The sequence below is a fragment of the uncultured Oscillibacter sp. genome (assembly GCF_910584465.1).
Taxonomy (GTDB): Bacteria; Bacillota; Clostridia; order Oscillospirales; family Oscillospiraceae; genus Oscillibacter.
Genome location: NZ_CAJUBK010000026.1, coordinates 1 through 13252, shown reverse-complemented (window position 1 = coordinate 13252; position 13252 = coordinate 1). Strand labels below are relative to the sequence as shown.

The following is a 13252-nucleotide window of genomic DNA, read 5'->3' as shown; positions in this document are numbered from 1 at the left end:
TTGGCCGCGGATCTGCCGCCGCCGGCCAATGCAGTCTGCTTGTTCAGGGGAGCTATGCCTTTTTCCGTTCCGCCCGGATGGCGATGATCCGCTGGACCAGGATGAAGAAGCACAAAATCGCGGCCACCGTGACCTTCGTCCACCAGGTGTTCAGGTTCTGATAGGTAACGATGGTCTGGATGATGCCCTGGATCAGCACCCCTACCATGGAGCCGATGACGGTGCCCACGCCGCCGGTCAGCAACGTGCCGCCGATGACGGCGGAGGAGATCGCGTCCAGCTCCAGCCCCATGTTCTGGAGGGAGTAGCCCGCCAGGGTATAGAAGCTGAACAGCACGCCCCCCAAGGCGGCGCAAAAGCCGTTGATGGCGTAGACCCCGATCTTGACCCGTTTCACGTTCAAGCCCATGTACTGGGCGCTCTGCTCGCTGCTCCCCACGGCGTAGACCGCCCGCCCAAAGCGGGTGGACCGCAGGACATACCAGGCGACCAGCAAAACCGCCAGGGCCACATACACATAGTGATAGAGCTTTGCTGTGCCGCCGGAGGACAGCTTCCAGGAGATCTTGCCCAGAGCGGCGGCTTTGAAAAACGGGTCGTTGATCGGGATGGACACCGTGCTGATGACGGCGCACATGCCCCGCATCAGGAACTGCCCCGCCAGCGTCACCAGGAAGGGGGCGATCTGGAAGGTATGGATGGCATACCCCTGGGCATAGCCCACAAGGGTCCCGATGGCCAGCACCAGGGGGATGACCGCGATGGCAGGCAGCCCCTTTTCCAGCAGGGAAGCAGAGAACACGCCGGTAAAGGCCAGGGTGGACGCCACAGAGATGTCGATCCCTCCCGTGAGCAGGACGAAGGTCATGCCCACCGCCACCACGATCAAATAGGCGTTGTCGTTGAACAGGTTCAAAACCGTGGAGATCTGCCCAAAGCGGTCGTACACGCTGGACCCCGCCAGGTACATGACGACCAGCATGGTCCCGGCGATCAGCAATGAGATATTGCTGATCTTGATCTTCGTCTGCAGTGGAGTTTTCGTTCTCATGACTGCGCCACCACCTTTTCCCTGCCGAACACTCCCTTCATCCTGGCGATGAAGGCCGGAGACTGGGCCAGGCAGATCACGATGACGATGAGGGCCTTGAAGACCCGGATGACCTCGGGCGCGACGCCGAAGGCCAGGATCATGGTGGTGATGGTCTGGACCACCAGGGCCCCGATGATGCTGGCGATCAGGCTGAACCGCCCGCCGGAGAGGGATGTCCCGCCGATGGCCACCGCCAGGATGCCGTCCATCTCGATCATCAGCCCACAGTTGTTGCAGTCTGCGCCCTTGATGCCCGCAGACTCGATCAGCCCGGCGATGGCCGCGCAGACGCCGCAGAAAATATAGATCAGCCAGATGTTCCGGTCCACCTTGATGCCCGCCAGCCGGGCGGATCTGGAATTGACACCGATGGCCTCCACCGCCAGGCCGAAGGCCGTCTTTTTGGTGATGAGCAGGGCGGCGATCAGCATGAACGCGGCGATGTACAGCGGGAAGGGCAGGCCCAGGATATAGCCGCCGCTGATGTAGTAGTAGGAGTCGGAGGTGATGGTGACGATCTTGCCGTCGGCGATCAGCTGGGCGATGCCCCGGCCCGCCGTCATCAAGATCATGGTAGCCACGATGGGCTGCACCTTCAGCTTGGCAACCAAAAAGCCGTTCCAGGCCCCGCACAAAGCGCCCACGGCCAGGGCGATGGCCACCGCCGCCAGGGTGTTCCCACCTAAGCCCGGCAGGATGCGCATATCCACGATGGAGCAGGCCAGCGCGCCGGAGATGGCCATGACGGAGCCCACGGAGATGTCCGTGCCGCCGGTGGCCAGCACCATGGTCATGCCGACGGCCAGCACCATGTAGCGGCTTCCGTTGCGGAGGATATCGATCAAACGGCCGTACAGGTGTCCGTCCACGATCTGCAGCGAGAAGAAATCGCCGCCGGAGAGGATGCCGCAGACCACCAGGATGACGATCAGCGACACCAGGGGGCGGGACTCCATCCGGTCCTTAAACTTTTTCATTTGCCGTCTCCCCCTCTCCCGCGATGATCTGCATGATGTGATGCTCGTTGATGGCATCTCCGGTCAGCTCGTCTACGACCTCCTTGTCCCGCAGGACGTACATCCGGCTGCAGCAGCGCAGCATCTCCTCCATCTCAGAGGAGATGAACACGCAACTCATGCCCTCCTGGGCCAGCTCCATGACCACCTTCTGGATCTCCGCCTTGGCCCCGATGTCGATGCCCCGGGTGGGTTCGTCCAGGATCAGCAGGTCCGGGTCCGTTGCAAGCCACCGGGCCAGCAGGACCTTTTGCTGATTGCCGCCGGAGAGGTTCCTGATCTGCTGGTCGGCGGAAGGCGTCTTGATGGCCAATCCCTCAATGAAACGGTCGGCGATCTGCTGGGCCTCGCTGTAGCGGATGACCTTCCCCAGCCCCCGCTTGGCCTGGAGGGCGATGATGATGTTCTCCCGGATGGTCAGATCGCCGATGATCCCCTCCGTCTTCCGGTTCTCGGAGCAGAAGGCGATGCCGCGGCGGATGGCCTCCAGCGGGTCTTTCAGGCTACACTCCTCACCCTCGATGCAGACCTTGCCGGAGGTGTGCCGGTCCGCGCCGAAGAGCAGCCGGGCGATCTCGCTGCGGCCGGAGCCCAGCAGACCGGAGAACCCGCTGACCTCGCCCCGTTTCAGGCTGAAAGACACGTCGGAGATGCTTGCCGTTCCCGCATGCTCCAGCCGGAGGAACTCCTCCGCCTCGCTGTCCTGAGCGGCGGCGGGAGGCGTACCCTCCAGAGCCTCATATTCCTTGCCGATCATCTTGCCGATCAGCTCTACCTTGGGCAGCTCCGCGGTGTTGTAGGTGCCCACATATCCCCCGTTGCGCAGGACGGTGATCCGGTCAGTGACCGCGTAGACCTGGTCCAGGAAGTGGGTGACGAAGACGATGCCCAGCCCCCGCTCCTTCAGCATGTTCATGATCTGAAAGAGCTTCTCCACCTCGGCGGCGGACAGGCTGGAGGTAGGTTCGTCCAGGATCAGGATCTTGGCCTGGACGTCCACCGCCCGGGCGATGGCGATCATCTGCTGGACCGCGACGGAATAGTTGTCCAGCTTGGCGGTCACGTCGATGTCCAGATCGAACTGCTTCAGCAGCTCCCTGGACTTTCGGTTGACGGTCTTCCAGTCGATCTTGCAGGATCTGATGGGCTCCCGCCCAGCGTAGATATTCTCTGCCACGGTCAGGTGGGGGCAGAGATTGACCTCCTGGTAGACGGTGCTGATGCCCTGCCCCTGGGCCTCCAGGGGGGATCTGACGGAGATGGGCTTCCCCTCCATGGTCACCGTGCCGCCGTCCAGGTGCTCCACGCCGGTGAGCACCTTGATGAGCGTGGATTTGCCCGCGCCGTTTTCCCCCAGCAGGGCGTGGATCTCCCCGGCGCGCAGGCGGAACTGCACATCGTTCAGAGCGACGACGCCGGGAAAGCGTTTGTGGATGTGTTCCATGACAAGCAGGCTGTCCTGATCCAAAGTGAACCCTCCTTATGCAAAGGGCCTCCGGGCCGGCCGAAAATCGGCTCGGACCGGAGGCCTGGTCTCTATTTCAGACAGATCGTGCCGCTGGGATCAGTACGCACGGCCGGCGACCACATCCTCGGTGACCCGTTCGGCAGTGTAGACCTCGTCGGCGGACATGACCCACTTCTCCACAGACTCACCTGCCTTCAGCTTGGCGGCGGTGTCGAAGATCTGATCGGCCAGGATGGGGGTGCACTCCACGGTGCAGTTCATCTCCCCGGCCAGGATGGCCTCGAAGGCGCCCTTCACGCCGTCCACGCCCACGATCTTGATGTCCACGCCGGGCTTCAGACCGGCCTCCTTGATGGCCTCGATGGCGCCGAGGGCCATGTCGTCGTTGTGGCAGAAGACGCCGTCGATCTTGTCATAGGTCTTCAGGAAGGACTCCATGACCTCCTTGCCCTGGGCGCGGGTGAAGTCGCCGGTCTGGGAGGCCGCGATCTCGATGCCGGAGCAGTTGGCGGCCATGTACTCGTCAAAGCCCTGCTTGCGCTGCACGGCGGCGGAGGCGCCCACGGTGCCCTCCAGCTCCACCACGACGCCGCTGCCGCCCAGCAGGTCGTTCATGGCGATGGCGGCCTGTTCCCCGGCCCAAACGTGGTCGGAAGCGATCATGGTGGTGTACAGGCTGTCGTCGGTGTTGGCGTCGATGCCCCGGTCCACCAGGATGACGGGGATGCCCGCCTCTTTGCACTCGGTCAGGACGGCTTCCCAGCCGGTCTCGACCACGGGCGGGAAAGCGATCACGTCCACGCCCATCTCGATGAAGCTGCGGATGGCCTTGATCTGGTTCTCCTGCTTCTGCTGGGCGTCGGCGAAGTGGAGCTCCACGGTGTCGGTGTTGCGGGCGGCGTACCACTGGACGTCGTTGGTCTCGGCGTCCCGCCAGCCGGACTCCTGGCCGATCTGGGCGAAGCCCACCACCAGCTTGGTGTTCCCAGAGGTGGGAGCCGGGGCGGGGGTATCGGCCTGTCCGCCGTCGTTCGGCGCCGGGGCGGGGTCGTCGGCGGGCTGGCTGCCGCAGGCCGCCAGGGCCAGGACCATCGCCAGCGTCAGCAGCAAGGCAAAGATCTTCTTCATGTTCTGCATCCTCCAAATCCTGTTTTTCGGTCGGGGGTCTCCCCCTTGCGCATTTATCATACCTGGAAATCGAGCGGCAGTCTTTATGTAAAATTAACCCGATGTTGCGATTTTTTGCAGTAGGCACCGCCGGGCCCGGGGATGTGCTTTTGAGCGTGGATAGGCGGAAGCGAGGGCAAAAACGAAAAGATGGGCGGCCACACTTTGCTTGTGACCGCCCGGGGGATCTCGAAATGCCGCTGTCATCACGTTTTTGTAAGATCGTCCTTTGTCAAAACGACCGGGGGCACATTTCCCTCATAGGATTCATAAGGTCCCCCGGCGATCCTGCCTCCCATACCGCAAACGATTTTTACCCTGCGTCACGGGCGTCCATGTATATTTTATCGACGCCTTCATGAAGCATCTCGGCAAAAGAAGATCTTATCAGCCCGGTCCCGATATACAGTCCCCGTGCGGCCGGGAACACCCCAAAACGCCCCCAGTGGATCTCATCGTTTTCTTTCCAAGCCGCTGCCGCGGCGTATAGTTTCCCATCGGATCCGGCGCGCCAGCAGATGGGTCCCTTTGCCATGAACGCATCAATATCTTCACTGGGGATCCCCTGTTCACCACTGAAGACATCCGCCTGCATTGCAATGATTCGAGGCATTCCCTCTTGAAACGGAAATGCGCCGCCTATTCCGGCGGGATGCAGCGCAGGCTGGGCATTGCCCAGGCCCTTCTGGACGACCCGGAGATTCTGATCCTGGACGAACCCACCTCCGGTCTGGACCCCTATGAGCGGATCAAGTTCCGCAACATCATCTCCGCCTACACGAAGGACCGTCTGGTGCTGCTCTCCACCCATATCGTATCCGACGTGGAGCATATCGCCGCGCAGATCATGATGATGGAGTACGGCGACATCCAGCACATCCACACGGGCAGAGAATATGTCCAAATGATGGAGGACCGGATCTGGCTGGCGGAGATGCCCGCCGAACAGCTGCTGGCCTATCAAAATCGGGCCGTCATCAGCAATGTCTGGGCGAAAGACGGCTGCATGGAGCTCCGCATCCTCTCGGACACAAAGCCTGTCCTTATTATGGAAAGCTTCACATAACAAGGATCGGATTTCCTTTTGCGAAAAGCAGATGGCTGACAAGTCCAAAAGCGGCCCATGTACGCTGTGTTCGCAGAGTTGGCGAATACCAGCTGCATTGGAGTGGTCGTGCGGAATTGTATGAAGGACGCAATGCTTCATGAAAACTAGGCATTAGGGGATGAGAAAATCATTGCCGTATATCTCGAATCGGTAAGAAGGCCATTACATCCTTTCCGTCGACACCGGCGTCGAAACCGATTACTGGACGCGGTGCGCCCACACTGTTCCCTCCCCGCATCTTTGCGTCGGGCCGCTAGCGATCGGCTTGTCGAGCTCCCGGACCGCTTTCTCCGCCAGTTCCTGTTCCTCCGGAGTGGAAGCAAGGGCCAAGATCCGCTCCTTCATCCGCGTCACGTATTCCCGCCGGGCCGCCAGGTTGCGGAACTGGGGGTCCGCCTCCCGGGCCAGGGTCTCCGCCCAGAGGGGCTCCGAAAAGGTCAGGCGAAGCAGTTCCAGCTTTTCCGAGACAGATAAGTCTGAGGAAAAAGCGTGCTCCGCAGATTCATCTGCAAAAGACAGGTAGATGGCATACAGGAAGTCCTCGTTCCCTTTGGAAATGGGGCCGTAATGTTCCAGATACTGTCTTGCGGCTACGATATATCCGGCATAGCCCTTGAGATTCTCCTTCAAATCCTGACGGATGAGGGAATGTGGGTATTGATAGTACCGGTACATCGCTTTCCGATAGACTCCGGCCCGTTCTGCATTTTCAAGGAGACACAGCTGATATGCTGAATCCCCATATGGAGAATAATCACTCTTTGACACATTTTGATTCTTTCTGGAAAACGTTTTAAAAAACGAGAGTGCATAGAGGCGTCCCCAACCGGCGTTGGTAAATCCTCTATACTCAATAAATTTGTCTGCAAAATCCTTTCCGGAAAGGACCAGATTTTTCTCCAATGCCCGGCATTTTATTGTCCTCCCAGTCACTCCGTCGATCATGTCATAACCACACATGGCAATATCCAGAGCATTCTCCTGGGCAAATCTCGTCATTTCCTCCAAAAAGTGCCGGTCATATGCGTCATCAGCATCCAGCCAGACCGAATATTCGGCATTTGATGCCCATTCTAATGCGCAAAAAAAGGACCAGCCGTTCTCGATATCATTTTTCTTAATAGACAGAGGGATCACCCTTGGATCGCGCTTTGCATAATCAAGGATAATATCCCATGTGCGATCCGTAGAACCGTTGTCTAAAATATAATACTCTATATTTTGAAACGTCTGATCTAGTATGCTGCTAATGGCACGGGAAAGGGTCTGCTCCGCATTGTATGCCTGGGTAAAAACAATTACTTTCATACACAGAACTCCTTATCCTTCCATATCCATCATGGCCCGCACAATGGACGCATACTCCTCCGAATGGTTCGCAGTAAGAGGAATACAGAGGATATTTCCCTTTTCTAAACCACTCACCAGACGCTTTGCCGCTGCCGCTGTCTGGCTTGTGACCTTCGACACGCTGTATACATCTAAAGAGACGATCGCATACGCCGCTCCGGTTTCCGAGCAGAACTCAATGAAGCCGTCAATTTCCTCTGGAAGATCGTTCACTCCAGGGACCAGTATATATTTGAGGACAACGATCCCCATTGATGATTGCGCATATCGCTTCATATTTCGCCGCACCCGCTCAAATCCATCAATGCCCTTGATTTGTTGATAGGTCTCCGCTGTCCCCGCGTCAATGCTGGTCACGATGTAGACCTTTTTTCGATCCATCAGCGCAAACAGATCTTCGTCAAAGAGGAAACCATTTGTAACAAAGCCCATTTTGTCTCCGTCAAATGTCCGGTAAACTTCCTTCCGCCCCGGGTAGAGCGTGGGCTCTCCGGCTGTCACAAAATCCAGGTCATAGTCTTCGCTCAGCATATCTTCCCGACGAAGTGCGCCGATCACATCATCCACCGAATGCCGGCCCACATCCTCTTTCAGAGTCCCCGCATGAGCCACCGAGCAATAGGAGCAGCGGTAGTTACACACACTATTGGCAAAATAATTCACACAAAGCACCTTCGGCGCCACGGGATAGTAATCCTCTTTTATGAGATCACAGCCTGCACAGAGAGATCCCGGCGGAATCCGATCCTCCTCGATTGCCTTGAGCAGTCCATCCCGCAGACGATGCAGGGAGGATGCGTCCGGCCGTTCCCCCGCCAGCACTCTCGGACAGGCTTTTGCGCAGGAAAAAGTCAGCTCACCTGTACGGTCATATTGGACAGATCGGTTCAAATGCAGGCAGGACCGAAACCTGCGGACTGGCTCGTAATTGATGATCCGATCCGCCGCAACGCCGCGCTCTTCAGTCAGATAGCCAGTAATCTGATAACGATAATTCAGAGAAGGGATGAACCACCACGCCTCTGGGGATCGTTCCATGGCCTCGTCTGGAGAAATTACCTCGACGCCCTCCAGCCCCTTCCAGGTGCGTCCCTGCTTCTTTGGATCCTTATCGCAGACAGCGGTGGGAAGCAGTCCAAACCTGGATCTCAACTCTTTGATGCTGAGAAATGTATCCGTGCCCAATGTATAAAAAAGGACCTCTTTCCCATTTTTCAGCAGCTCCGCGATTTGCCCGACATGATCCTTCATATTTTCGTTCCTGCCCTTTCGCCTAAAATACCCAGGGGACCTCCCCTTCCCGGTGGAGCTTCTCGATTTTTATGCCCAGCTCCCGGTACTGCGCCAGAGTCTTTTCGATTTCATTGTCAAACCGGAAGGTGTCGATGATGATCAGATCCGGGTGCAGCTCCGGGATCTCCGAGGGACCGTGAACCACCTTGCCGTCGGACTCCATCCCCCATAGCTTGGGATCACTGTTGAACAGTACCCACTCAAAGTCCGGCTCACCCCAGAACTCGTTGTAGAGCCGCATGATCAGATCCGTGAACCCTCCGCTTGGATACAGTCCCACCGCCCGGTAGCCTTTTTGATGGACCAGCTCTTCCAGACGGGTCCGACGGGCTCCTCTTGTAAAATACGCTCTGGCCGTCTTCTGATAGGTGTCCTCTACGCCGTCGATGATCCGTAGCTTTTGCGTGCAGCTTTTCTCGCATTTTCCACACTTCACGCAGGGATTCTCTGAGGTTTCCGGCAGCCATCCGTGGTCATGAAGCAGGGGGCGGAACAGCTGAATATCCCGCAAAAGCGACTCCGGCTCCTCCCGGTTATAGCTCTTGATCGGGTCGAATAGAAGTGAATTCCTGGCCCGCATGATTTCGGCGGTGGGGATCCCCTGGGGACAGCCTTCGCAGTATTTGCAGCCGGTACAAAAGCCCTTCAGCTCAGACGATTTCCTGAGGACCCGCGCCATGCGCTCCGCAGGCGGTTCCGGGTCCGGCATGGACAGGACGCCGAGGCTGTCCTCCAACTCCTCCAGGCTGCTGACTCCGCCCAGTACCATATTTACCGCCGGATGCGCTTTTACAAAGCGCAATGCGGCGTGAACGGTGTCGCCGTCATCCGCGTCCCCGCAGGCAAAGGAAAAATAATCCCGGTTCTGGGCGATCACCCCGCCGCCCAGGGGGTTCATCACCGCCACGCCGACGTCCTTTTCTTTTGCCAGTTCCAGCACCGGCTGCATCAGGGCGGCGTTGAGCAGCGAATAGGAGATAGTGATCCCCTCAAAAGCGCCGCTCTCCAAAATTTTCAGGATATCCTCCGGCGGGGCGTGAAGGGAACAGCAGATATGGTCGATCAGTCCCTCTTCTTTCAGGCGGAGAGCGCCGTCGTAGACGCCTCCCTTTGCCATGATGCGCTCAAAGTTCTGATAATTCCAGATGGTCCAGCAGGTGAAGAACCGCACCTTCTCCAGGCCCATCGCGCGTAAGTAGAATTCCACACGCCTCCGCGCGTCGTCGGCCGTCTTATCCTGGCCGTACATAATCTTCGCGGTGACGGAAAACGGCCTCTTTGTCTGACGGAAGGCCTCCTGAAGCGCTCTTGTCGCCATGCCAGCGGCATAGGTATGTCCTACATCCACATAATCGATGCCGGCCTCCAGCGCCCTGAGGACGATCTGAACGGACTTCTCCAATCCCTCGCGGTCGTCCGGTCCGCTGACCGGCAAACGTCCGGTCCCCAGTCCCATGGGGAACAGATCGCTGTAAACACTCATATTACCTGTCCTCCCTTCCATTGCTCTGCCGCCGGATAGCGGGGCAGGACGGCCATGTACTTCTGCTTGCAATACCGGCAGGAGCGGCGGGCATGGGTATAGAACTCTCGGAGGATCTCCCGCTTCTCCTCCCGCGTTTTGGACGCGTCCCGCAGGTCCACGAAGTCCCCGTCCAGAGGCGGGAACAGGCCCATCTCCAGCATAAAGCAGGAGTTGGAGCAGCGGTGGAGCTTCCCATCGTAACAGTGCATGTTTTTGATCCGGGCCTGGGGGCAATTCCTCGCATTGACCTCCAGCACATCCCCCGGCTCCTTCAGGTCGTGGGGGTCCGTATTGTCGATCCAGCCGTTGAAATACTGGTCCTCGCCGTGGTATTTTTTCAGATTGCATTCGATCCCATGCTTCTCTGTGAACTCCACAAACCGGTCCCTGGCCCGGGACAGCTCGCCATAGTTGCTGATGTAAATGCTGATATCCTGTCCATACGCCAGGATGGCCGCCTGTTCCTCCTCATTGGGAAAGACCGTGGCGTTGGTCTCGATGATCACCCGGTCGAACCGGTCCCGATACTTCTGCGCATAGTTCAAAAGCCTGGCGAAGTCCGGGTAGATGAACACCTCGCCGCCCACGAACTGCAGCCATTCCACATGGTCGAACAGGTCGAAGCATGCGTCGATGTCCCGGCAGACGTCCTCAAAGGGGATCTCCCGGCGCTTCACCGGGCCATAGAGGAAATCGCCGCAGAGCCTGCAGTTCAGGCTGCATTTTGTCGTCGGCACGATGGCCAGACGGCGGGCTGTCAACGGTTGCCGCATAAATTCATCCTCCATTCATTGCGTTGCTGCGTCATCCAGGAGACCGGCTCCGTTCACAGAGCATAGAGGACCGTCTCCGTGTTGTATAAGGAATAATGCCGCAGATACAGCTTGTAATCCGGGTGATATTGCAGTATCAGCCCCGGGATCTCCCACATATCCTCCGGCTTGTGATAGACACAGATGGCCAGTTTAGGCCTTTGCTCCCGGATGATCCGCTCCGCGCCCCGGAGGGCCGCCAGCTCGGAACCCTCGATGTCCATCTTGATAAACGTCACCGGCCGGTCCCCCAGCAGCGCATCCAGCCGGCGGACTGCAATTTCCCGGTTCCCGGTCTCTGCGACACGGGAGCTGGAGGGCATGTTTTCATCGGACAGGAACGCACAGTTCCCATCCGTATCGTACAGCCCGAAGGGAAAAACCTCCACGTCACTGCGCCCATTCAAACGTACTCTCAAAGTTTCCGACAATCTCGGGTCCGCCTCAAATACGTAGGAATATCCACCCGGGAAACGACTCAAAAAATATTCCGTCGTCCCACCGTCGAAAGCTCCGGCGTCCACAAAGCGCTCATTTTGCAGCTGGAGCTCCGGCAGGTCGAAGTATTGCCCGTCGGGATACGCCTCCACATACCGCGATCCATGGCAGTTCAAAGACGCTTTGATCTCACGTTTCGCGTTCTCTTTTCCCACGGCGATCATGACCAGATACTCTCGGCAGTCCGGTAATTTCAAAAAGTCCTCCAAAGAGAGGATGGGACAGCCCTCCAGAGAGCCGGTCCGGTGAGAATCGATCACAAACGGGACCCGAATGCCGCTGTATTGAAGAAGGGTGCGGCAGCCTTCGCCGGCTCCGTAAAAGCAGAGCTTTGGCGTATTGAGATCCACTTTTTGCGTTTGGGCTTCCAATGCGGCCTCAAGGGGAAGGACTTCCCCTTGAACGTCTCCCAAGGGAGACGTTTCAACTTTAAGATTGGACCAGTTCCTGATGATTTTCAGGATCTCCCCTCTCTCGTGAAAAAGAGCGTACAGCAGTCGATGCTTATAAATCTCCCGGGACACGTCATCCTGCAAGGCGCCGTAAATCCTCTGGAATTCCTCCCGGTCCGGCAGTTTCATAGATACTCCTCCATCCACTTTTTTCAAAGTCCAGGGTCTCCGGGGCGCACAGGAACTCCTGGCGGTGGGTCTGGAGCTCCCGCTTCCTGGCGGCGAGCTGGGTTTCGCAGTCCGGGATCCCCTCAGACGGGCGACCTTCGAAGGGGGTCTCCCGGCGCTTCACTGGGCCGTAGAGGGAACCGCCGCCGTTTACACAGCGTAGAGGACCGTATCCGTGTCGCATAAAGAATAATGCCGCAGATATAGCCTGTAATCCGGGTGATATTGCAGTATCAGCCCCGGGATCTCCCATATATCCTCCGGCTTGTGATAGACGCAAATGGCCAGCTTAGGCCTTTGCTCCCGGACGATGCGCTCCGCGCCCCGGAGGGCCGCCAGCTCGGAGCCCTCGATGTCCATCTTGATAAACGTCACCGGCCGGTCCCCCAGCAGTGTATCCAGCCGGCGGACCGCAATTTCAATTGCGCCGGATCCTGCAATCCTCGCGCCCTCTTCTCCTCCATTCTCCATCGGGTCAAATCTCAAGGTCGTATTTTTATCATAGGCTCCATAGCAGAACAGCTCCGCTTGGGGATATTCCCGCAAACGTTCTTTTGTTATCTCAAACTGCTTGGGATTTGGCTCGAAAACATAGGCATACCCACCTTCAAAATGATCCAGGAAGTATTGGGTCGTGAATCCATTCAAAGCGCCTATGTCTGCGAAATACTCATCGCGCAGGCCCGAACACATGGTTCGTATCTCAAAATACTGCCGCTCGTCGCAGTGGACAAAAAAGGCAAACACATATCTCACGCCGTGCTGTTTCAATCTTTCTTTAATTTCCTCCTGCGCACGCTCTCCTCCTACAGTGATCAGCACCAAATATTCCCGAAAATCCGGCATACTCAAAAAGTCATCAAAGGAAATCACCGGGAGTCCTCCCAGCGTACCTGTCTTGTAGGAATCTATGATAAACGTTGCATCATAGGAATAGTGGTCAAGAACATAACGACACCCCGCTCCCGCACCATAGCAGCATATCTTCGGCACACTCAGATCCTTCCGGTAAACAGACCAACGCGCCACAATCTTTTGGATCTCCTCTCCTTCTTCAAAAAATGAGTAGAGCAGTCGGTGTTTGTAGATTTCCCGGGACACGTTGTCCTGCAAGGCATTGTAGATTTTTTGGAGCTCCTCTTGTCCCGGCAGTCTCATAAGTACCTCCCTATCCATCCCTTTTCAAACTCCAAGATTTCGGGAGCGCTGAGGAAGTCCTCCCGGTGGGTCCGGAGCTCCTGCTTCAGGGCCGCGAGCTGCCTGTCACAGCCCGGGATGCGCAGGCGGGAGATCTTCTCCACC

The 13252-nt window shown here is 57.7% G+C and carries 12 protein-coding genes; 1 reads left to right on the top strand and 11 read right to left on the bottom strand.

The window, feature by feature from the left end:
• Positions 1 to 52: 52 nt before the first annotated feature.
• The 5 genes from QZ332_RS07765 to QZ332_RS07745 form a co-directional block, all read right to left on the bottom strand.
• Positions 53 to 1051 carry an ABC transporter permease subunit gene (locus QZ332_RS07765; RefSeq protein WP_295764265.1) on the bottom strand — a complete coding sequence of 333 codons (999 nt, stop codon included), beginning with the start codon at positions 1049 to 1051 and terminating at the stop codon, positions 53 to 55.
• A complete protein-coding gene (locus tag QZ332_RS07760) occupies positions 1048 to 2070 on the bottom strand; it encodes an ABC transporter permease (RefSeq protein ID WP_295764264.1) in 1023 nt (340 codons plus the stop codon). The genes QZ332_RS07765 and QZ332_RS07760 overlap by 4 nt, the downstream gene beginning before the upstream one ends.
• Complete coding sequence (locus QZ332_RS07755; RefSeq protein ID WP_363323970.1) at positions 2057 to 3553, bottom strand: sugar ABC transporter ATP-binding protein; 1497 nt, start codon at positions 3551 to 3553, stop codon at positions 2057 to 2059. The genes QZ332_RS07760 and QZ332_RS07755 overlap by 14 nt, the downstream gene beginning before the upstream one ends.
• 120 nt (positions 3554 to 3673) lie before the next feature.
• Positions 3674 to 4705: a substrate-binding domain-containing protein gene (locus QZ332_RS07750; protein WP_295764262.1), complete on the bottom strand. Its 1032-nt coding sequence runs from the start codon at positions 4703 to 4705 to the stop codon at positions 3674 to 3676.
• Between the two features lie 352 nt (positions 4706 to 5057).
• Entirely contained in the window at positions 5058 to 5357 is a 300-nt protein-coding gene (locus tag QZ332_RS07745; protein WP_295764261.1) for a GNAT family N-acetyltransferase, read from the bottom strand.
• Between the two features lie 6 nt (positions 5358 to 5363).
• Between QZ332_RS07745 and QZ332_RS07740 the strand changes: the two genes are divergently transcribed.
• Positions 5364 to 5810, top strand: a complete 447-nt coding sequence (locus tag QZ332_RS07740; RefSeq protein WP_295764260.1) for an ATP-binding cassette domain-containing protein — start codon at positions 5364 to 5366, stop codon at positions 5808 to 5810.
• Positions 5811 to 6050: 240 nt separating this feature from the next.
• On the opposite strand, the gene QZ332_RS07735 is transcribed toward QZ332_RS07740, so the two are convergent.
• The 6 genes from QZ332_RS07735 to QZ332_RS07710 all read right to left on the bottom strand — a co-directional run bounded on the left by QZ332_RS07735 (position 6051) and on the right by QZ332_RS07710 (position 13108).
• On the bottom strand, positions 6051 to 7160 hold the full coding sequence (locus tag QZ332_RS07735) for a glycosyltransferase family 2 protein (RefSeq protein ID WP_295764259.1): 1110 nt from the start codon (positions 7158 to 7160) through the stop codon (positions 6051 to 6053).
• 12 nt (positions 7161 to 7172) lie between these two features.
• Positions 7173 to 8453 carry a radical SAM protein gene (locus tag QZ332_RS07730; protein WP_295764258.1) on the bottom strand — a complete coding sequence of 427 codons (1281 nt, stop codon included), beginning with the start codon at positions 8451 to 8453 and terminating at the stop codon, positions 7173 to 7175.
• 22 nt (positions 8454 to 8475) lie between these two features.
• Positions 8476 to 9951 (bottom strand): aldo/keto reductase, encoded by a 1476-nt coding sequence (locus QZ332_RS07725; RefSeq protein ID WP_295764257.1) that lies wholly within the window; start codon positions 9949 to 9951, stop codon positions 8476 to 8478.
• 23 nt (positions 9952 to 9974) lie between these two features.
• On the bottom strand, positions 9975 to 10793 hold the full coding sequence (locus tag QZ332_RS07720) for a radical SAM protein (RefSeq protein ID WP_295764256.1): 819 nt from the start codon (positions 10791 to 10793) through the stop codon (positions 9975 to 9977).
• A gap of 53 nt (positions 10794 to 10846) precedes the next feature.
• Complete coding sequence (locus QZ332_RS07715) at positions 10847 to 11911, bottom strand: FkbM family methyltransferase (protein ID WP_295764255.1); 1065 nt, start codon at positions 11909 to 11911, stop codon at positions 10847 to 10849.
• A gap of 189 nt (positions 11912 to 12100) precedes the next feature.
• A complete protein-coding gene (locus QZ332_RS07710) occupies positions 12101 to 13108 on the bottom strand; it encodes an FkbM family methyltransferase (protein WP_295764254.1) in 1008 nt (335 codons plus the stop codon).
• Positions 13109 to 13252 lie beyond the last annotated feature (144 nt).